20 protein-coding genes are annotated in these 21,207 nt (G+C 27.8%); 6 read left to right on the top strand and 14 right to left on the bottom strand.

Annotated features, from left to right (window positions below):
- Positions 1–283: 283 nt before the first annotated feature.
- The 6 genes from LQ694_RS07720 to LQ694_RS07695 all read right to left on the bottom strand — a co-directional run bounded on the left by LQ694_RS07720 (position 284) and on the right by LQ694_RS07695 (position 4,270).
- Positions 284–1,303: a DUF418 domain-containing protein gene (locus LQ694_RS07720; protein WP_218696919.1), complete on the bottom strand. Its 1,020-nt coding sequence runs from the start codon at positions 1,301–1,303 to the stop codon at positions 284–286.
- 129 nt (positions 1,304–1,432) lie between these two features.
- Positions 1,433–1,615, bottom strand: a complete 183-nt coding sequence (locus LQ694_RS07715; RefSeq protein WP_239771962.1) for a hypothetical protein — start codon at positions 1,613–1,615, stop codon at positions 1,433–1,435.
- A gap of 14 nt (positions 1,616–1,629) precedes the next feature.
- Positions 1,630–2,115 carry a hypothetical protein gene (locus LQ694_RS07710; protein WP_239771960.1) on the bottom strand — a complete coding sequence of 162 codons (486 nt, stop codon included), beginning with the start codon at positions 2,113–2,115 and terminating at the stop codon, positions 1,630–1,632.
- The gene (locus LQ694_RS07705; RefSeq protein ID WP_204237240.1) at positions 2,108–2,989 is read right to left on the bottom strand and encodes an ATP-binding cassette domain-containing protein; all 882 of its coding nucleotides are present in this window, start codon (positions 2,987–2,989) and stop codon (positions 2,108–2,110) included. The genes LQ694_RS07710 and LQ694_RS07705 overlap by 8 nt, the downstream gene beginning before the upstream one ends.
- Positions 2,976–3,347 carry a GntR family transcriptional regulator gene (locus tag LQ694_RS07700; protein WP_025905784.1) on the bottom strand — a complete coding sequence of 124 codons (372 nt, stop codon included), beginning with the start codon at positions 3,345–3,347 and terminating at the stop codon, positions 2,976–2,978. Before LQ694_RS07700 ends, LQ694_RS07705 begins: the two co-directional genes overlap by 14 nt.
- A 221-nt stretch (positions 3,348–3,568) precedes the next feature.
- Positions 3,569–4,270: an alpha/beta hydrolase gene (locus tag LQ694_RS07695; RefSeq protein ID WP_218696920.1), complete on the bottom strand. Its 702-nt coding sequence runs from the start codon at positions 4,268–4,270 to the stop codon at positions 3,569–3,571.
- Positions 4,271–4,427: 157 nt separating this feature from the next.
- Here LQ694_RS07695 and LQ694_RS07690 point away from each other — a divergent pair, with 157 nt between their 5' ends.
- Together LQ694_RS07690 and LQ694_RS07685 are read left to right on the top strand one after the other, a co-directional pair.
- Entirely contained in the window at positions 4,428–5,030 is a 603-nt protein-coding gene (locus tag LQ694_RS07690; RefSeq protein ID WP_196968013.1) for a DJ-1/PfpI family protein, read from the top strand.
- Between the two features lie 41 nt (positions 5,031–5,071).
- Positions 5,072–5,971 (top strand): macrolide 2'-phosphotransferase, encoded by a 900-nt coding sequence (locus LQ694_RS07685; protein WP_218696921.1) that lies wholly within the window; start codon positions 5,072–5,074, stop codon positions 5,969–5,971.
- A 38-nt stretch (positions 5,972–6,009) separates the two neighbouring features.
- On the opposite strand, the gene LQ694_RS07680 is transcribed toward LQ694_RS07685, so the two are convergent.
- Positions 6,010–6,255, bottom strand: a complete 246-nt coding sequence (locus tag LQ694_RS07680; protein WP_196968011.1) for a hypothetical protein — start codon at positions 6,253–6,255, stop codon at positions 6,010–6,012.
- Positions 6,256–6,306: 51 nt separating this feature from the next.
- On the opposite strand from LQ694_RS07680, the gene LQ694_RS15635 reads away from it, so the two are divergent.
- The 3 genes from LQ694_RS15635 to LQ694_RS07670 all read left to right on the top strand — a co-directional run bounded on the left by LQ694_RS15635 (position 6,307) and on the right by LQ694_RS07670 (position 8,809).
- Positions 6,307–6,435, top strand: coding sequence for a hypothetical protein (locus LQ694_RS15635; protein WP_422613790.1), 129 nt, complete (start codon positions 6,307–6,309; stop codon positions 6,433–6,435).
- An 83-nt stretch (positions 6,436–6,518) separates the two neighbouring features.
- Entirely contained in the window at positions 6,519–7,316 is a 798-nt protein-coding gene (locus LQ694_RS07675; RefSeq protein ID WP_196968010.1) for a glycerophosphodiester phosphodiesterase family protein, read from the top strand.
- Between the two features lie 401 nt (positions 7,317–7,717).
- On the top strand, positions 7,718–8,809 hold the full coding sequence (locus tag LQ694_RS07670) for an acyltransferase (protein WP_218696922.1): 1,092 nt from the start codon (positions 7,718–7,720) through the stop codon (positions 8,807–8,809).
- A 97-nt stretch (positions 8,810–8,906) separates the two neighbouring features.
- Here the strand turns inward: LQ694_RS07670 and LQ694_RS07665 are convergent, their stop codons facing one another.
- The 3 genes from LQ694_RS07665 to LQ694_RS15550 form a co-directional block, all read right to left on the bottom strand.
- Complete coding sequence (locus LQ694_RS07665) at positions 8,907–10,793, bottom strand: glycosyltransferase family 2 protein (RefSeq protein WP_196968009.1); 1,887 nt, start codon at positions 10,791–10,793, stop codon at positions 8,907–8,909.
- 16 nt (positions 10,794–10,809) lie between these two features.
- Entirely contained in the window at positions 10,810–12,975 is a 2,166-nt protein-coding gene (locus tag LQ694_RS07660; protein WP_135015486.1) for a bifunctional glycosyltransferase/CDP-glycerol:glycerophosphate glycerophosphotransferase, read from the bottom strand.
- Between the two features lie 244 nt (positions 12,976–13,219).
- On the bottom strand, positions 13,220–13,348 hold the full coding sequence (locus tag LQ694_RS15550) for a hypothetical protein (RefSeq protein ID WP_256934053.1): 129 nt from the start codon (positions 13,346–13,348) through the stop codon (positions 13,220–13,222).
- A 538-nt stretch (positions 13,349–13,886) separates the two neighbouring features.
- Between LQ694_RS15550 and galE the strand changes: the two genes are divergently transcribed.
- Positions 13,887–14,876, top strand: a complete 990-nt coding sequence (gene galE, locus LQ694_RS07655) for a UDP-glucose 4-epimerase GalE (protein ID WP_135015484.1) — start codon at positions 13,887–13,889, stop codon at positions 14,874–14,876.
- Between the two features lie 132 nt (positions 14,877–15,008).
- Here the strand turns inward: galE and LQ694_RS07650 are convergent, their stop codons facing one another.
- The 4 genes from LQ694_RS07650 to LQ694_RS07635 all read right to left on the bottom strand — a co-directional run bounded on the left by LQ694_RS07650 (position 15,009) and on the right by LQ694_RS07635 (position 21,172).
- On the bottom strand, positions 15,009–15,602 hold the full coding sequence (locus LQ694_RS07650; protein ID WP_239771958.1) for a glycosyltransferase: 594 nt from the start codon (positions 15,600–15,602) through the stop codon (positions 15,009–15,011).
- A 273-nt stretch (positions 15,603–15,875) separates the two neighbouring features.
- The gene (locus LQ694_RS07645; RefSeq protein ID WP_239771954.1) at positions 15,876–17,270 is read right to left on the bottom strand and encodes a CDP-glycerol glycerophosphotransferase family protein; all 1,395 of its coding nucleotides are present in this window, start codon (positions 17,268–17,270) and stop codon (positions 15,876–15,878) included.
- Positions 17,271–17,294: 24 nt separating this feature from the next.
- The gene (locus LQ694_RS07640; RefSeq protein ID WP_196968007.1) at positions 17,295–19,646 is read right to left on the bottom strand and encodes a CDP-glycerol glycerophosphotransferase family protein; all 2,352 of its coding nucleotides are present in this window, start codon (positions 19,644–19,646) and stop codon (positions 17,295–17,297) included.
- 38 nt (positions 19,647–19,684) lie between these two features.
- The gene (locus tag LQ694_RS07635) at positions 19,685–21,172 is read right to left on the bottom strand and encodes a glycosyltransferase (protein ID WP_135015478.1); all 1,488 of its coding nucleotides are present in this window, start codon (positions 21,170–21,172) and stop codon (positions 19,685–19,687) included.
- Positions 21,173–21,207 lie beyond the last annotated feature (35 nt).

The following is a 21,207-nucleotide window of genomic DNA, read 5'->3' as shown; positions in this document are numbered from 1 at the left end:
GTCCCCACATTGAATCGTATAATCACATATAGTTTAACACCTTATCCAAAAAAATAAAATTGGACGGTATTATTAAGTAATGACTTTTTTATACTTAAGCACTTGACTAATCGTAGGAAAGGGAGCGGGACAGAAATCTAATTTGTATAAAAAGATTTCGTAGTCCCGCCCCGGCAAGGATGACTAGAGTTGAAAAAGCTTGGTACAAGCGCATTTTCAATTCAGTCATCTACTGCCAAGTTGTAAAAAGAGACTGAGACATTACATTATGTCCCAGTCTCTATTATTTTATTGGAAACATCTTGAAATACGTACCGATTTTCCATAAGTATTCTAACGGACCATATTTAAAGTAACTTAACCACAAACTTGAGAATATTAACTGTATCACAAGAATGATTAAACAAAGGTTCGCCGTATGGATTAAACGACAATCTGACAAACCAAATCCATAGCTAAACAATAGTATCAACAACGTCTGCCCGATATAATTCGTAAGTGCCATTTGCCCATACGTTCTTAACGGTTTCAATAATTGTTGCACGACTTTATATTGTAACAACGTGACGAGTACACTAAAGTAACATATCGTCACAATTGGACTCAAAATTAAAATCAATTGATTCGTTAAAGCATATTGTTTCAAATATTGCGCTTCAGTAATACCTGTATATTTAATCGCTTGGTAAGAAGCGCCAACGTAGATTTGATTTAAGTAATAGATGCCGATTACCGAAATGATCATCGTCAATAGCGCAATAATGGCATAATACTTTCTATGTTGGTACATTTTTTGATGTAGACCAAATTGAGCAAATGTTAAACCTAAAGTGAACAGTGGAAGCGGCATTAATATTTTACCGCCCAATCCAATCGCTACGCATAAGAGTATCATACCGATTGCGAAATTCACCCATTTATTCACTTTGAACAGTGGTAATAACACTAAACCAAATATGGCGTACACAAGCAATACTTCTCCCGGTTGGAGTTGCATATGCCCTAATCCTAACAGCGCCAATATCACAATTCTTCTCAAATAAATCACATATGGATGTTCACTTTTCGCTTTCGCTCGATTAATAAAAATATAAAAACCAACACCAAACAAAAATGAAAAAATCGACATAAACTTTGACTCAATAAATATATCTAAAAACTTCTGATAACGAACTTCTACTATTGAAAAATCAAATGGCACTTGTATAATGCTCGAAACATTAAGAAAAATAATACCTAATAAAGCAAATCCTCTAATATAATCTAATTCATAAATACGATGATTCGATGCAGTCGGATTCATGACATATACCTCCTTTCATTCCTTGTTATAATTTATCATTTATACAAAGAAATACAACGAACAATATTGTCACATGGCCTGTCACATCGCATTAAAAAGACTAGGACAACTAGCCCTAGCCTTTAACTTCTATGCCTTCAATCTAGCTTGAATCATAATTGGATAGATACATAATGCTGATATGATTCCAATTGCGCCTAATATATGAAACATTTCATAAATATGTTGATATACCCATTTGAAGAATGGCGTGAAATCACCGAGTACAAACCAGATAAATACGATGACACCTAGAAATAGTACACCAATCATTGTTGGAATAACACCTATGCGATAAATAATCGCACGAGTAAGAAACAAATTCCTGCAATGAACAAAATAGCTAGGAAATCCACCCACATACTATCCAATCCACTAGCGTTAGGCAGTATATCCGATATTCTCATCAGTGTTACGTCACTATTTGTCACACTTGCTACACGTTCTAATATAAAACTAATCACTTCTTGAATGATAAGCATCATAACTATAAATATAATATAACTTAGCCATAAACTTACGATATACTGTCTTCTTGTCGCACCAAGTTCAATTGATGATTTAAGTGGATCACCAAACATGAATAATGGTAAGAAACCTAATATACCGTATACTGGTCCAGATAATAAAGGATTAAATGAATCTGATGGTTCAATATAAAATCCAATCACAAAGTATATCGCGGCTAAAACGACAAGTACGATACTAAACGTATATAATTGTACTTTTAGTTCTTTAAAGATAATCGAGAAAGACCCTTTTAAATCACCCATGATTAGCCTCCTTTGTCATCGTCATATTCACTAAATAATCTTGAATACTTGCTTTATCAACTTTCACATTCAACGCTTTACACTGTTCTTGTAAGTCTGCATTATAAGGAATATCTGCCATCACTTTATGCTGACTCATAATCGTTGATTGCTCGATAATATCATCCTTCGAAGCAATTTGATGGATATCTTCTAATTTACCAACTAAAATCGCACCTCTAGATTGAAAGTATTCTATTGGCTCATGTAACTTCACACGATGATCAGATATCACGATGAGCTTTTCACATATTTTCTCAATTTCTTTAATATGATGAGAAGCAATCATAATATATCTCGGATCCGCTTCGAACGATTCTCTCAACGCTTGTGTAAACAACTTTCTCATATAAGCATCCAATCCGTTTGTCGGTTCATCTAACATTGTCACAGGTGCATGACTTGCAAGCCCAATTACACTTTGAACCATTGACTTCATACCTTTAGAAAAGTTTCGAATCTTCTTCTTTCTTGGTAGTTCAAATAAATCTATTAAATAATCCGCTTCTTCTTGATCCCAATTATCATTGAACATCGCTGCAAATTTCATCGCATCATTTACATTCCACGTCTTTCCGAAGAAGTGGTTCTCTCTTAAATACGTAATTTGTTTTGAAGCTTCTGCATTGTTATAAGGTTTATAGTTTAATATCGCTATGTCGCCTGAATTTTGCTTTTCTTGACCTGACATGAGTTTCATTAACGTCGTCTTACCAGAACCATTTCGTCCCCATAAACCAATAATCATTGGTTCATCATCTTGAAGTGTTAAATCTTGAAGTACATATTCATCTTTATACTTAAACGACATGTTCTGAATATCAATGATTGTCATAGTCTTGTTCCACCCTTCTTATGAGTTCTTCCTTACTTATATTAAGTCTCTTAGCTTCTTTAACCATGTTTTGGATATAAGAGTTTGAGAAGTCTTGCATTCTTGTATTTACGAGCTTGTCGCGCGCATCTTCAGCTATAAATACACCAATCCCTCTCTTCTTAGCTACAATGCCTTCATCCATCAACAGTGCAATACCTTTTTGAGCCGTCGCTCTATTAATATTGTAAAAGTTTGAAAGTTCCGTTGTGGAAGGTATTTGTTCGCCTTCTGACAAAAGTCCTTCAACTAAATCATCTTTAATCATATCTGCAATTTGCAAAAATATAGGTGTATCTTCATTTAAAGTAGGTTTCATTTTCATTCTCCTTATCCTATAACATGATTGGTTGATTAGTTGTGTAATCAACTATAATATCATTCACGTTATTTGTCAAACATTCTTCATTTATTTCATTCGTCCTAAACGATGTTAACCCCTATTATATCAGCAATTCACGTACGTTAAATTTAATTATTTAAACAATAAAAAAGACTTAGACAACCCATCATGTCTAAGTCCCTTATAGTTACATATATCTAAAACAACGTATGAATCGCTTTGTCGAAATATTTTTCAAAGTATTCATGTCTATGAATGCCTTCTTTATCTGTGATAAACGTTAAAGTCGAATCATCATGAACCAGCTTCTCTTTCACCAACTCAACGGCTTCATACGTATTCGGTACCATCCATTTTAAAATATTAGGATATTCTACCCCTTCTTGCTCTCCTACATACCAATAAATATGACGTGGATACTCTATTGGTTTACTATTTTTAATAAAATCTAAAAAGTTCGGATACCACATAGAAGCAGACATTAAGATATAGCTACCAAATAAGTGCGGACGTGTTAATAAAGCATATAATGAGACTAACGCACCGAATGATCCACCACCGATTGCTAAATATTCAGCTTCATCAAAGATATGATAATGTTCTTTAAGAAATGGTATTAATTCAAATTCCAACATATCTAAATATTGATTAGCATCTCCCGCATAATGTGCTTGATCAACTTGCTCTTCCCATGGTGTATATTCCTTATTTCTATCAACTGGTTCAATACCAACATACATAATATCTCGTGGCTTATCTTCAATCAGTTTATTAAATATATAATCCCCGTCTTGAACGATTACTGTCTTGAATGGTTTAGGATTTTGTTCATCATAACCAACTGGCATAGCCACCGTTACGAATCGATCATTCCATAAAAATTTTTGTACAACTTGCATAACTTTTCACTCCCGTTATATTCCCTTCTATAATTGAGAAACGTTATCATTTATTACATCATACCATAAATACCGTTAGTTATCATTTGCATATAACATGGCTTTGTATCATGATAAAAATAATCTATAAATAAATTTAACAAGGGGTGTTATTTTTATGAAAAAAGCGCTAATCATTCTTACAGAAGCATATGCAGATTGGGAAGTCAGTTATGTTACTGCAGAACTCGCTATGTCACACGGATTTGAAATCGATACAGTATCGTTAGGTGAATCGTCTGTGACATCTATCGGTCAATTGAAGACAATTGTTGACTATACAATAGATGACATAAAAGACCCTTACGATGCATTGATTATCATTGGCGGTAATAATTGGTCACAAATTGAAAATGAACAACTCGTACAACTCATTAAGACATCTTTAGACAACAATATCGTTGTAGGCGCAATATGTGCAGCCGTTGACTTCTTTGCAAGAAATGGATTACTTACGGGATATAAACATACGGGAAATGATTTAAACCAATGGACGACAGAAGAGAACTACAAAGCCTATACAAACGCATTAGACTTTATGAATGAAGATAGTGTCGTTGATAAGAACCTCGTCACAGCAAACGGATCCAGTGCAGTAGACTTTGCTTTTAATGTGATTCGCGCATTAGGACTTTTGAATTACAAAGAAGCGGAAAAACAAAAATACTTTTATAAATCAGGTTATGTATCTTATAAGATGAAATACGGAGAAATTGGATAAGAAGCGAGAAATATAAAAATAACCTTTAAGGAGCGCTCAATATGACACAACATGAAAACATTGTCACGATTGCCGCAGAATGTGGTTTAGATATTCAACCTGAATCAATTACAATAAACGAATCAGGACTTGATTTTCAAGTAGCATTTGCTGAAGATAGACATGGTGTTGAATGGGTATTACGCATACCGAGAAGACCAGAAGTGTATGAGCGAACAGACTCAGAAAAAGAAACCGTAGACTTCATACAACAACATGTATCATTTGAAGTACCTAATTGGCAAATTCATAAAGAAACATTAATTGCGTATCCTAAACTAACAGGCGTACCTGCAGCTACAATTGATCCTGAATTACAACAATACGTATGGGAAATAGAACATAAACCTGTACCCCAGAATTTTATTGATACACTGGCAGAAGTACTCGTTGATTTGCATCGTATAACAGATGAAGAACTCGTTTCAAGTGACATTAAGACGACAACAATTCAACAAATTAAACAAGACTATCAAGAACGTATGCATAAAGTGAAAGAAACGTTCGGAGTCTCTTCTGATTTATGGAATAGATGGCAAACATGGTTAGAGCGAGATGAGCTATGGCCAAATCATGTCACGATGATACACGGAGACTTGCACCCAGGTCATATTATGGTGGATAAAGAAGCAAATGTGACAGGTCTTATCGATTGGACAGAAGCAAGTCATGCAGACCCGTCCAATGATTTTATGGGACATCACCGTGTATTTGGCGATGAAGGGCTAGATGATCTGATAGAAGCTTATGATAAAGCTGGTGGTACGACATGGCCACATATGAAAGAACATATTATTGAATTAAATGCAGTGTTTCCAATGTTTATTGCTGAATTTGCGCTTGCCTCAGGAGAAGCGGCATATGAGAAAATGGCAAAGAAAGAATTAGGCGTTGATGAATAAAATAGCATCAAAAAAGGTTAGCTCGTGTGAGCTAACCTTTATATATGTGTTGCAAAGAACTTATTTAAGATGGTTAATTGTTCCGGTACGCTATTTCTTGAAACTTCAGGATGTGACGTAATATGTTTATCTGCTAAGTTGATTTTGTAAATCTTAGATGCATCAATACGATCTGTCTGTTTATAATACAATTCAACATTTTCACTACATATCACGTATTTCGTATATTCATTGCTGTCATCTAAATGCTGATTAATTTGAGGCACTAAATCGTCATTTCTCAAATTCTTTAAAAACCTTCTATTCTTTTATAATTAAATCAATCATTTTTATAAATGTATAAAAATAGTCAGAGATTTTATGTACTTAAAATCGTAAATGGTTTTTGTTGTGTATATTCACTTAATAATAATGGTTATGTATTGCATGAAAGATTAAGAATTACAAAGGTGGAAAAAATTTAAAACCTAGCTTAAAAACAGGGTATTTTTATGTAAATAAATGATACTATGATAAATAGTTAAATAAACTTGTAGGAGAATGAAAAATGAAGAAATTAATAAGTATTAGTATATTAAATTGCATATTATTAGCTGGATGTGGGAACAGCACTTTAGATAAAGACTATTTAAACATAGCGCACAGAGGCGCAAGTGGTTCTAAACCAGAACATACATATTCATCTTATGATAAAGCAATAAATCAAAATGCAGATTATACAGAGTTAGATTTACAAATGACTAAAGACAAAAAATTAATCGCAATGCATGATAATAAAGTAGATAGAACTACAAATGGAACTGGATTAGTTAAAGATAAAACTTTAAAAGAAATAAAAAACTTAGATGCTGGATCATGGTTTGATAAAAAATATAAGAATGAAAAAGTACCAGAATTAAACGATACTTTAAATAAGTATAAAGATAAAACTAATTTTTATATTGAAACTAAACATCCAGATATGTATCCAGGTATGGATGAACAACTAATAAAAGATCTAGAAAATAATGGTTTGCTTAAAAAAGAAAGTTTAAAAAATGGTAACTTAATCATTCAATCATTCTCTGAAATGAGTCTCAAAAATATACATAAACTAAATGAAGATATACCGTTAATTTATTTAATAAATGATAAAGATGTAGAAAAATTAAATGACAAAGAATTGGAAAGACTATCTAAACTCGTATATGGACTTGGTTTTAATAAAGATGTAATTAATGAAGAATTAGTAGAAAAAATACATAAACACAAATTGAAAGTTCATGTCTTTACACTAAATAATGAACAAGAAATTAAAGAAATGAAAGATATTAATGTTGATGGTGCTTTTAATAATAATCCTTAAAAAAGATTATTTAAATAAACTACTAAATCCACTTTAATTATTTGGTCATCTTAGTGTTGTAATTTTTATAGATTTGATTTATCTTCATAACGTAATAAAATCTCATATCGATAGAAAACTAATAGCCCAACCACATATGTGACTGGGCTATTATTATAGTTACTAGATCAAAAAAATTTTGTTTTAAACACTTCAATTCTAAATAGTAGTTTAAATATTAAAAAAATATATTGAAATATAAAGTGAGAGATACACTAGATGTAAATTATTAACAAAAGTTATATTGTTATTTAATAAAAGAAAATTCCTGTTTAAAAATACACAAAAAATCTTTACTTAATTCACAATTAAGTATATTATAAAATAAGTTTGATTCAATTTAATTGTGAAGGATGATAATTTTGAAGTATTATAAAGAAATACCTGTTATTAGGGCAATAGCAGCAATAATGATTGTTATAGTACATCTTACGGCTAATTCCTATCATAGAGATAATATTTTTGCTAATGATTGGCTTGGATATTTAAACCAAATTAGCAGGTTAGGGACACCTATTTTCGCAATAATAAGTGCTTTTTTATTAACTGCGTCAGTATTAAATAGAGGATTTGATTTAAAGTATTTTGTTAAATCAAGATTTTCTAAAATATTTATCCCGTATTTAATTTGGACTAGTTTCTATCTGTCATATCGTTATTTTTACTTACATAATTTAGATGAAAATATAAGTGTATTTTCATATTTTATGAAAGGTGATGCACAATACCATTTATATTTTATTTTAACTGTTATTCAGTTTTATGTTTTCTTTCCTATATTACACAGGGTAAAAAAAGGTGCTCCAATGATAGGTGCATTATGTTTGTCGGCTATTATAAATCTATGGTGGATAAATAAAGAAAATTTCGTGTTACATTTCAAACCTCTAGAGGAATTACTTAACAACCAAGCATTCTTATTTAATTGGATATTCTATTTTATGCTAGGGATAGCACTAGCAAAGTATTACAGTGAATTTCAAGAATTTATAATTAAATACAAAAAAGTGCTAAGTGTCTGTATAGGGATTATGTTTGTTGATCTAATAATAAGTATTGATATAAACAATTTATTTACATCAATCCATAGCTATAATTTAATTTATATTCCTTTATTCTTTATTTTTCTAACATATATCTATTCCTATATTGAAAGAGAACCTATTTTATTTAATATTTTGACATTAATAGGTAACTATTCAATGGGGATATACCTAGTACATGTATTTGTAATGTATACACTAAAAAGAACAAAGTTGTTTGAGAATATAGGAGAAACTTATATGTTTGTACCTACGTTAATTTCAATTTTATCTGTTTCAATTTTCATAGTCTTCCTAATTTCTAAATTGCCCTACGGAAATTATATTGTTCCAATTCCTAAAAAGAAAACAAAAAGCAAAAAATTTAAATCACCAATCTCAACAATGGATTCCAATATAGGAAGATCATAAAACCTTGTAAGAGAAAAAAATTTGGTTTTAATTACACAAAAAAGGTCAGTCCATATCTGGAACTGACCTTTTTACATAACAATATTTTATTTTCAGATTAATCAATAGGTCTAACAAATTCTTTATTTGCCGTAATAAAACCGTTTCGAGTTTTAAGCCTTGGAGTTAATTTTGGTGACATAACAATACTCTCAATATCAACTTCATCATTAACTTTATAGCCTCTAATTATTTCACCTTCAAATTTAGGTGAATTGTATTCTTTACATTTTTTTAATATACTCACTCTTTTAGGAATATCATATAAATACGAATCTTTATATTCTGCTATTTCTTTAACAAATAATTTATTTGCAGTTATATATGTACCATTTGTTAAATGAAGTCTTGGTGTTCCTTTAGATGAAAAAGCAATAGCTTCTACATCCACTAGTTCTCCAATACTAAAACTTAAATCCATTTTTTCATCAAAGTTAGGATCATTATATACATTTAACTTTTTAGTGATAATAACTTTAGTCGGATTTTTAATGTAATATTTTTGACTAAATTTATCTTCAACAGACATCTCATTTTGATTATTAACTTTAAATTCAGCTTTAAAATTTTGCCTATTAAGCTTAATATCTTTATTCCCATTAGGTAAAAGCATATTTACAATAAAAGGAATATATTCATTATAAATTATCGTAATATTAAAATTATAAGAAGCTTTATTTAAAGAGTCTGATTCTACAAGAATGTAATTATCTTTTTCTATGTAATCTACTTCAAATTGATTAGGTTCGTTATTAATCTCTGTTAACAATACCTTCCTAATTTTCACTTCATCTTCTTTATACACATTAATTTTTTCATATTTTTTATTATTAATCATATATGTACCATTATATGTCGCATAGAATTCATCTATTATAGGTAAACATTCACTTAATGATTCAGGCATATCATAATGGATTACATTATCTTTAATATACTTACTTGCATTTCCACCTTTAACATGAATATTGATTAATCCATTCAATTTTTCATATTCTTTATTTTTCAATAAATTATAAATGTTTATTATCTTTCTATCGCTTATATAATCTTCAATATTCTTGCCATAATCCTCTAATACTTTTAGCATTTCATCGAAAATATCATAAAAAGGTTGTTTGTTAAGTCGATTTAAAAATCGTTTTCTATTAAACAATCTAGTTATAAAATCAAGTTCTATAATTCGTGATAATGCCTGATATTCAGCCGTTTCTTGTAGATCTAACTTTAATACTTCTTTTAAAACATCTAAATTCAAATATGATTTTTCTATAATATCGGTTTGTTTAACTAAAGAATCATTTTCACGATATCTATTCACATGATAAACTGGTACATCATTCATTGATGCAGTTTTGCACTTAGATATGGCTTCGATAAAGAATAATTTATCTTCACCATACTTCATATGTTTAAATTCAATATTATTATCAATGATGATACTTCTCTTCAATATTTTCCCAGGTGGTCCAACTGCTCTAAAAATTTTATTTATTTCATAAGGTACAAGATTATTATCTACTTTAAATGAAGTAAATCTCGCTGGCTTTGTTATTGACTTATCCTCGTGTTTTATACTTTGGCCAAACCCAATATCTGAATTATTTTCTTTTACTTGATTTATTAATATTGGCATCCCCTTAGTATCTAACCAATCATCTGCATCTAAGAATGTAACATACTCCCCTTTAGCCTCTTTAATACCAACATTTCTAGGCTTCGATGGACTTCCAGAATTTTCATTTAATTGAATTACCTTTACAAAATCATTCTGTTTCTCATATTCTTTTAGAATTTCATAAGAATTATCTGTAGAAACGTCATCAATAAATAATGCTTCAATTTTATCTTTACTAATCTCAAGATTCCCAATTGACTCTACACATTCTTTAAGAAACATTTCTTTATTATATACTGGTACTATTATTGATAAAATCTTCTCCAATATATTACACTCTCTTCTATTTATTATTCATTTCTTTATTAATTAACTCACCAATATACTTAGATGATTCCCCTTGTTCTAAGCTACAGAACCTTTCATAAAATTCATCAATTTTATCTTGATAAGATTCTTTGATTAAATCTATATCTTTCAAACTATCAGCTAAATCAAACGGATCTTCAATAATCGGTCCTGGTAAATCATTAACATAATCTAAATAAAATCCTCTTAAATTTTTATCATATTTTTCAATATCATATGCAAAGAAGAATTGTGGACGTTTCAATATACCATAATCAAACATTACTGATGAATAATCTGTAATTAATGCATCTGTAATAAGATACAACTCTGAAATATCATCATAATTAGAAACATCTATCGCAAAGTTTTCATATCCAGATAAATCTATAGCATTCGATATTAAATAATGCATTCTTAGCAAGATAACATATTCTTCGCCAATACTTTCATAAAGGTTTTCTAAGTTAATTTTCAACTCAAATAAGTACTGACCTTTCTTAATAAACTCATCATCTCTCCAAGTCGGCGCATACATTAAGACCTTTTTACCTTCAGGTATATTCACATTTTCTCTTATTTTAGAAATAAATTCTTCATCATTTGCATGTGTGACAAGTAAATCATTTCTTGGATATCCAATTTCTAGTACTCTTTCTTCATCCATCCAAAAGGCAGATTCAAATATTTCAGTAGAATAATGGTTAGGTGAAACTAAATAATCCCATCTCGAAGTTTCCATATGGAAATTCCTTTTATATTGTGGTGTTGTTGTACTTGGCATTCTTACAACTTTCATATCATTTGCTAATTTTTTCAATGGTGTTCCGTGCCACGTTTGAATATACTTTTGATTGTCTTTCTTATTTAAAGCTAATGGCAATCTTGCATTATTAACCCAAACTTTAGCTTTAGAATAAGCTTTATAGTACTCTAAAGATCCTTTTTTTATCTTTAAAGGATTACCTGGTATCACTGATTTACTAGGATTTTTAAGTATCCATACATACTGATTCTCAGGATAATTTTCAAGCATATATTCATAGATATATTTAGGGCTATCACTATAGTTTTTACCACCAAAAGCTTCAAAAACAACCACATTATTATCAACATTTGATTCATTATCAAACAAGGAATAGATAGCTTTATTTTTATTTTTTGTTTTAAGAATGATACTTTTAAAATGTCTAGCATATTTTCTGAATTTGTTAATTTTCAAAGCAAGTTCTGGCTTTTTCATACGTAATAAAAACATTTCTGTTTGGAATAAGTATTTACCTTCATTTAAATTAGGTGCTTTCAATTCTTTTGCTATTCTACTTAAAAGCATGCCATGCTTTTGATACCGAGATTGAACATCTCTATGAATAGGACTAAACTCTTTTATGATATATGTTTTCATTTTATTTAATAAAAATGTTCTATGAACTTTATTTTTATTTCTCTTCAATGAATCAAAGAAACTTTTTGCATAATCCACAAATAAAATATCAAACTCTTGTTCAGATAATACTTTTCCTTTAAATGGATCATAAACTTCACCACGATAATAAAATGGGAAGTTAAATATTCTAATAAATTCATCTACATGTGATGCATAATCTATAATAAATGAATTATCAGTATAAATTTCTAACTCTTCATTAAATTTAACATTATATCTTTTTGCGATACTTGTTTTAAAAATAATGTTGCATGCTGAGTTCTTTCTCAAGAATGAATTAGCATTTGTTTCATATTTATATCTTTCTACTTTTACTAGATTTTGGTTAATATATTGTGGTTTTCGTAATGTGAATTTATGAATTGGTGCAATTAATGCATCAAGTCCACCAATATTCTTTAAGTAATACCCTATTGCATAAGAAGCAAGTTGATCATCAGCATCTAAAAACATAAAGTAATCAGTATTAACATTCTCAATAGCTTTATTTCTTGCTTTTGCATGACCTTGATTCTTATCAAAATTAATAATTTGTATATTTTTATCATAAGTTTCTAATTCTTTTAATAATATTTCAGTAGTCTTATCTTCTGAGCCATCATTAACAATAATCACTTCAAAATCTTGATTTCTTTGATTTTTAAGACTTCTTATACATTCCTGAATATATTCCTCTTTATTGTAATATGTGATAATGACTGTTAATTCATTCATTCTATTTCTCCTTATCTACTCTAACTAGTTACAAATTGAATTTACTTTTAAAACTAAACATTTTAATCCCTGAGCTCGATAACTTTAGAATAATTTTTAACTACTTTTTTCTGTTTAATTTTTACGATTTTAAAATTTCTAATAACGTAAGAATGCAACCTTACATAAACTATTAAGGTTGCTTAATATTAGTATTTTATTTTAATAGAAAATATAATTAGTATATTTTATAAGTAAAGATCTACTACTCTAATTCAGCTTCTTTTACTTCTCCATCTCTAATTTCTAAGTAATCTTGCATAATATTTTGAATATAAATCAAAATTGATATTGATACTAATGACATACTCATTACTTTTATAAACTTCCTCATCATTAATCACCTTCACCCAATATTCTTAAACAGAAAAACTACTTTAATTCCCCTATGTTTGATGGAGATAGATATTTCTATGTAAATTCATACAATTCCAAAATAATCTTTGTGTAAACCATTTTACACATTTTAATTATACCATGATAACAAAAAATAAAAATATATTTCTTTAATTTAGTCATTGTTTTTAATTAATTGATATTATTAATAAGTTTTGTAATTGCACAAATTTAACTTGAGTAAAATCGAATCAAGTAATACCAATATTCCATTTGCTTAGTACAGGTATATAGAGTAGCTAGTTAAAAAACAAAAATATTTTTCTTAATAACACTCAAATACTATCAAACTCCATAATTTTTTAATTTTTTTAAAGTAAAGTATTTAATCTTAATTTATTGTATAATTAGTTTTGATATTCAATCGATATAAAGTTTCAAATAATATTTGTAATATTCAATATAATTAAGCGAATTAAAGTTTGATACTTTTTAATAATGTTTGAATTATAAATATATATAGAAGGGATTTTTTTATGGATATACTCGTTTTAGGTGGAGCAGGATACATCGGCAGTCACGCAGTGGATCAATTAATTGCAAAAGGTTATAACGTGGTCGTTATCGATAATTTATGTACTGGACACGAAAGTTCAATACACAAAGAGGCTATATTTTACGAAGGTGATATTCGAAACTCAGAATTTTTAAATAATATATTTGCAAAATATGAATTTAAGGGAGTTTTTCATTTTTGTGCTTACTCATTAGTTGGAGAGTCCGTTTTAAAACCATTAGAATATTTTAATAATAATGTAAATGGTTTACAAGTACTTTTAGAATCTATGAATAAATTCAATGTTAAAAATATCATTTTTTCATCAACAGCTGCAGTTTATGGGGAACCAGAGACTATTCCTATTACAGAAACTGATACTCAATTACCTACAAGCCCCTATGGTGAAAGCAAATTGATGATGGAAAAAATGATGAAATGGTGTAATAAAGCCTATGGTATAAATTATGCTGCATTACGCTATTTTAATGTTGCTGGTGCAAAAGAAGACGGTTCTATCGGTGAAGATCACCGTCCAGAGTCACATTTAATACCTATCGTTTTAAAAACTGCATTAGGACAAAACAATCATATAACTGTTTTTGGAGATGACTATGATACTAAAGATGGATCTTGTATACGAGATTATGTTCATGTCATCGACTTGATAAATGCGCATATTCTAGCTTTTGATTATTTACAAAATGGTGGTAAGTCAGGTTCATTTAATATTGGTAGTAGCGAAGGATATTCAGTATTCGAAATAATAGAAGCTGCTAAAAATATAACTCAAAAGCATATAGAAGTTGTCATTGGTGATAGAAGACCTGGTGATCCTAGTAAGTTAATCGCATCAAGTAATAAGGCACAGAATGAGCTAGGTTGGTATCCAAAATATGATAACATAGAAGATATAATTAATTCAGCCTGGCAGTGGCATGTTAACAATCCAACAGGATATGATGAGTAGTTAAATATTTTCATAAAAAAATACACCTTTCTCATTTTCAATCTAAAGGTGTATTTTTTATGAAATTTTTATTTATGCATAAAATAATTATATAGTCTACCGTTAATAATAAATACTTAGTTGATATTAGCTTTACTTACATACTTTCTCATAGAACCTTGATATTGAAGCATTATTATAATCATTTATATCAAATTGGTTATTCTCTTTAACTTCACCATCTAATAATTTTTTTATTCCATTTTTTAATCCTTCAATTGAGTTTTCCACTAATAATCCATTTGTACCTTCTAAAACTCCCCTATTACCAACTATATCAGTTGCTATAATTGGTTTATGAAGTGCTAATGATTCTAGCAATACCATTGGTTGGCCTTCGTGGTTTGAAGATAATATGAAACAGTCTGCTTCGTTCAAGTACAGATACGGATTTGAGACTTGCCCCATCAAATTTATATAATTAGTTAGTTCTAATTGATTTATCAATTTTTTTAACTCATCTTCCATTATCCCTGATCCAAGAACATTTAATGTTATTTTAGTATCTGGCTTTTCATCTAGTAATTTTCTAATAGCTAAAAATAACTTATGATGATCTTTCTCTGGTGATAGCCTTCCAATAGTGATAAGTTTTATAGTTTTATCCTCAATATCTTTAGGCTCTAGAATAAAATTATTGTTTAAATCATTTACAACATAATATTGATTATTTTCAATCGAAATCACTTTCTTTTCTTCACTTTCATTAATTTTAATTAAAATATCGTTAAAATTAATTTGGTTATTTATATAATCAAATTTTCTATATGGAGCATATTGGCTTAAATTTTTGGCATTTAATTCTTTGGTTTGTAATGAGACAGATACAATTTTGTCATAAAATTTATATAAAGAAAATACTCTAGGTAGTATATATCTGTGTTTGAACTTACCATCAATAACTTTTTCCGTTTCAGATTTTAAATCATTATGTTGATATATAACCTTTTTACGAGCTTTTTAAAAAGCAAACATTGCAGTCCAAAATGGCACGTACCCACTAAAATCGATAGCTACATCGACATCGACATCCCCAATTAACCTTTTAAGTTCTCTTCTATAAAGAGTTCTTAAGTCTCTTTCACCTAAATATTTACGAAATCCTCTTCTTTGAAGAATAAATTGATTTTTTCTATACTCAGTAAACGTAATATTGCTTTGACCTATTCTATAAATAATATTAGCTTTTGGGTGTAATCTATTTAGATTATATCTCTCTACTTCTCCAAGATTTCCTTTATCTATAATAATTAAGTTATATAAATCATAATCAATAGAATGTGAAAGATTTATGGCTGAGGAGGTAATACCATTATGTAAAAATCCTCCACAATACATTATTAAATTTTGTTTAGTATTATCAATCTTAATAAAATCTGTATCTTTTTCATCAATTATTTTTTCTATAATATCGTAATTTTCAATATAAATTTGTTTTTCAGTTTCTAAAAATTGAAACTCACAATTATCCATTTGAAAGTAATAATTTCTTTCTCCAATTAAATCAGTATAATTATCACTTATTATATTATAATCATGCAAGTTCAAATCTTCTTTACTAATCTTTTGATCTATTAAAATATATTTTAATTCGGAAAATCTTTCATAATATTTATACAACTCAGGATGGACATAAACCCAATAATTCGATAACAAATTATTTGCCTTTTCAAGTATTATATCTAGATTATCTTGAGAATATTTCTTTGTTAGTACCAATAGATCTATTTTATTTGGGACCTCGGAACTTTTATTTGAAAAATAAATGTTTTGATCTACAAATATCTTTCCTTTATAGATATTTTTTAGATTAAAAAGTTCTATATAACATTCAGCTTCATCTCTACTTTTAAATATAATATGTGATGTCTGAAATAATCCTCGTTGTATATTAATTCTATTTGTATCAAATTTACTTTCTTCATCATATCTTCCCGACAATAAATCAGGTAATTGAATAACTTTTTGTTCACTTTTTTTAATGAAATAGTTTGGTATTAAACCGTCAACTATAATTATTTTCGATGAACTCAACTTATTTAGATACTCTTTACTTTCCTTTTCAATAATAGTTATATTTTTATTATAATAACCACTATTCTTCCCTAGTGCTAAAGTAATTTTTTTATTACTGTATTTTTCCAATAATACCTTGATTAAAGATTCCATATTATTTGAAATGTTTTCTGTTCCAATTATTAATATAGCATTTTCATCAATTTTTAGTTTTAAAAAATCCTCTGTATAATCAACAACTTTTTTAAATCCATGATTATCTTTATATAATTTGATGGGTTTCTCATATTCATCAAATTGTTTAAAAAATACAGATTTCATTTTTTTAAACTTGCTCATTAAACCTCTTCCTTTCTAAATTATTTAGTTATAAATATTTGATTCAATACTATATTTTTCTACCATAGGCAGAAATGTTTTCCACTCATATATACTTAAATAATCCTTATACATTAAACCTAATAATTCATTATTATCAGTAACAAATACATTTACTCCATTAGATTGCAAGAAGTCTATTTTATCCATAGAATTTTTGAAATCTTCTAAAACGAACATATAGTTAGAATGTTTAGCAAACGTTAAATAGTCAAGATTGTTTTTCATTAAAGGGATTATATTTACATCCATATATATTAATTCATTAAACTCATTTATATCCTTTAATTCTAATCCATAAATTACGATTTTATAATCATCAAATAATCTTTGATTTTTAACAATGTTATAAAAACTATTTACTTCATTTTTATCAACTTGCTCAACATCAATAAAAATATATTTTTCTGTAAAATTAAAATCTTTTATAAAGATATATTTTTCTTTTAGATTATCAGATTTAATTTCTAGCATTATGTCTTTATCATTAATTTTTTTGATACTTTTGTTGTTGTTTTTATCAAATTTTATTAAATTCAGATTTATATACTCAATCAAATAATCTTTTTCATACTTTTTAGCCTCTATGTCAAATGAAATATATTGTTCAAATTTATTTATGAAAGAATTATGGTAATATCTTTTGTCTTTTTGAATTTTAGTAATTATCTTTTGATCGAACAATTGATATTTAGATCCAGTAGTTTCTGAATAGAAACCTAAAATGATTTGCCAAAATTTATTATTACTCAAGTTAAATATATTATGAATCTCTAGAGAACCTAATAGTCTCCTTAATTCATTTCTTGATAAAATATTTAATGCTTGCTCATTATTATTCACATATCCTATATCCATTGCAATCATATATTCTATCCAACTTTTTTCGCTTGTATTTAAATTACCAAATCTAAAAAAGATTTTTACATCAACTAACTTTTTAATTTGTAACTCTTCTTCAAAAGTTAAATTACTTTTAACTAATATTAGTATGTTATATTTTTGTCTATCAAAATACTCATTAATATATGCTGCTTTTTTATCAAAATTGTTATCAGTTAAATTATCGATATAAAACAATACATTTTTCTTCTCATTATTAACTTTTTTTACTTTTTCATTTTTATTATTTTTAAATACAATATCTATAACTGTCTTACTTACATTACCATTTTGCAGTGAAATGAAAGATTCATTTTTACAACCTTTTAATATATCCACATTCGCTATTAATTCTTTTAATTCTGTTTCATTTTCAGCAACATAAGTATTTAGTTCATCAAAATCTAAATAAGTTCCTCTATCTGATAAATACTCTGCTTTGTCATAAGTATATAAGATTATTGGTTTATTTTTTATATAAAAATCAAAAAACACACTTGAGTAATCAGTTATCAATAAATCTACTATACTTAGTGTCTCACTTATGTCTATAGAATCAGGTATAAATATTTTTGAAAGATCTTTATCATTCTTAAAATATTTATATAAGAGTGGATGAACTTTTAATAATAATTGATAATTAGAATCCAAATTATTTTTAATACTAACAATTATATCCTTTACTTCTTTTTTTATATCTACCTCTTTACCTACATTACCTCTCCACGTAGGTGCATATAAAGCAACTTTTTTATTTGTATCTATTTCAATATATTGTCTTAATTTATCTAAAATATCTTTAGAATTTGTTTTTGTTATTAAATCTATTCTAGGATATCCCACTTCTAAAATTTCGCCAGTATATATACCATCAAGATTATGAGAATAAACAAGTTTTTCAGTTGTAAACTCATTTGGTGACAATAAGTAATCAGTCTGAAGAAAATTTCTTTGTATATTTTTTAATTGGTCAATAGGGCCATTCATATCTATACCAAGGGTTTTTAATGGAGTTCCATGCCATGTATTCAAATATACTTGGTTTTTTCTTTTACAAAAGTAAGGTGGGAAAGAGGTATTATTAATTAAATATTTTGCCTTTGCTAAATAATATAGATACTCATCAGAATTAACTTTAACAAAAATGACGTTTTCATTATTCTTATACTTTTCAGTTTCTGAGGTAAGAGTGTTTATAACCCATATATGTCTATAATTTTTATATTCAGGATCTAAAATCAAACTTTCAAACAATGCATATGGGTTATCTGTCATACTTTTTCCGTGAAAAGTTTCATAAAGAATACAATTTTCTTTTATATCACCATTACAATACTGGTTATACTTTTCAATTATTCTTTGATTATTATTATTTTTTAAAGTAGATTCATACTTTTTTTTATAGTAGTCATATTTTTCATTTTTTGCATTACTTAATATTTCTATATTTTTCATTTTCTCCTCCTATAATTATACTGTCTTAGGATTCATATTCATTTAGACAATGATTTTAATAATTCCACCCATAATTTATCAATACTTTCTTCTGAAAACCTATTTGATACATCTAAACAGTTTTTTTGCATCATATTATATTCATTTTTATCCATATTGAGAATTTTTAATATTTTTTCCGAGGCTTCATCTTCATTTTCAACAATATAACCATCAATACCATTCCTAATAATTTCAGATGGCCCATACTTTGTATTCCATGATACAACAGGTGTTGAACAGGCTAAAGATTCGGTTATTGCTAAACCAAATCCTTCATAATTTGAGGTCATAATACTTAGCTTAGCTTCTTTTAATTTTTCATGTGGATCATTAATATGCCCTTTTAAAAAAACATTTTTTTCTAATTCTAAATCTTTTATTAATTGAGTCAATAAGCTTTTTTGAGGACCATATCCATATATGTTATAAATTATATCTGGTATTACTTTCTTAACTCTAAATATTATTTCAATAGCTCTTTTTAAATTTTTCGCGTTATGATATCTAGCAAGAGTCACAATTAATTTAGGATTCTTTTCATTTTCCTCAATATTAATTACTGGTTGGTAGTGAGGAATAACCTCCACCTTCTTATCTATGCTAAATTGACTTAAAATATCTTTTTTTTGACTATTTGTTAAAACTATTAATCTATCAGTATTCTCGCTGTTTAAAGATTTAAATAGTTCGTTAACTGAGGGTGAAATTTCTCTCTCATTTGTGTAAGGATAATCAAGATGATTACTATGTAAAATAAATACTTTCTTAATATTATTCATTTTAAAATCATCAAAATATTTAATATATTCTCGTTTATCTATGAATAGTATTGGATTTTCAATGGTTTCAATAAAGTCTTTAAAGTTATCCATAGCCATTTCCAGTTCGGTAGTATATTGATTTTGATTTGCAAAATAAAAATAATTTTTTGGCATACTATTATTATCTAGCACAGAAGAAACTACAGGTTGTGATTTATTATTAAAAGTTACAGTATATGAAGGCTTATTGTTATCATCCATAAAAACCCTTCTTCTCAAAATTCCTCTCTCATCAAAAATCTCTTTCATATATCTTTTCCAAGGTGTAGTAAAATAGTCTTTAAAATCAGGTGTCCCATTTTCCCTTAGTTTTAAATAATATTTATATTCTCCTTTTTCATCAAAAGCCCTAAAAGAATATGGATTATCTAAAACAGGAAAGTAAAAATATTCATTATTTTTCTTATATTTGCTAGGACTATATTCAATTTCACTATTTTCATCATGATAAAGATTTATAATTTCAACTCTACTATCAATGTTACCTACATTTTTATGATACTGACACAGATACTCGAAATCTTTATCAAAACTGTAAGTATAAATTACAACCCTGTTATATATCTTAGACAAGACATTCATTCTATGATAAATCGCTTTGTGTAACCCACCATTTTCTTTTTTTATATTATGAACAAATGCTATAGGAACTAATTGAGCCATTTTGTTCTTCCTCCTTCAAAATTCAGACTAGAAAA

Source organism: Mammaliicoccus sp. P-M58 (assembly GCF_022386165.1).
GTDB lineage: Bacteria > Bacillota > Bacilli > Staphylococcales > Staphylococcaceae > Mammaliicoccus > Mammaliicoccus sciuri.
Note: the sequence above shows the minus strand (reverse complement) of the source record. Positions and strands in the feature narration are given on the sequence as shown.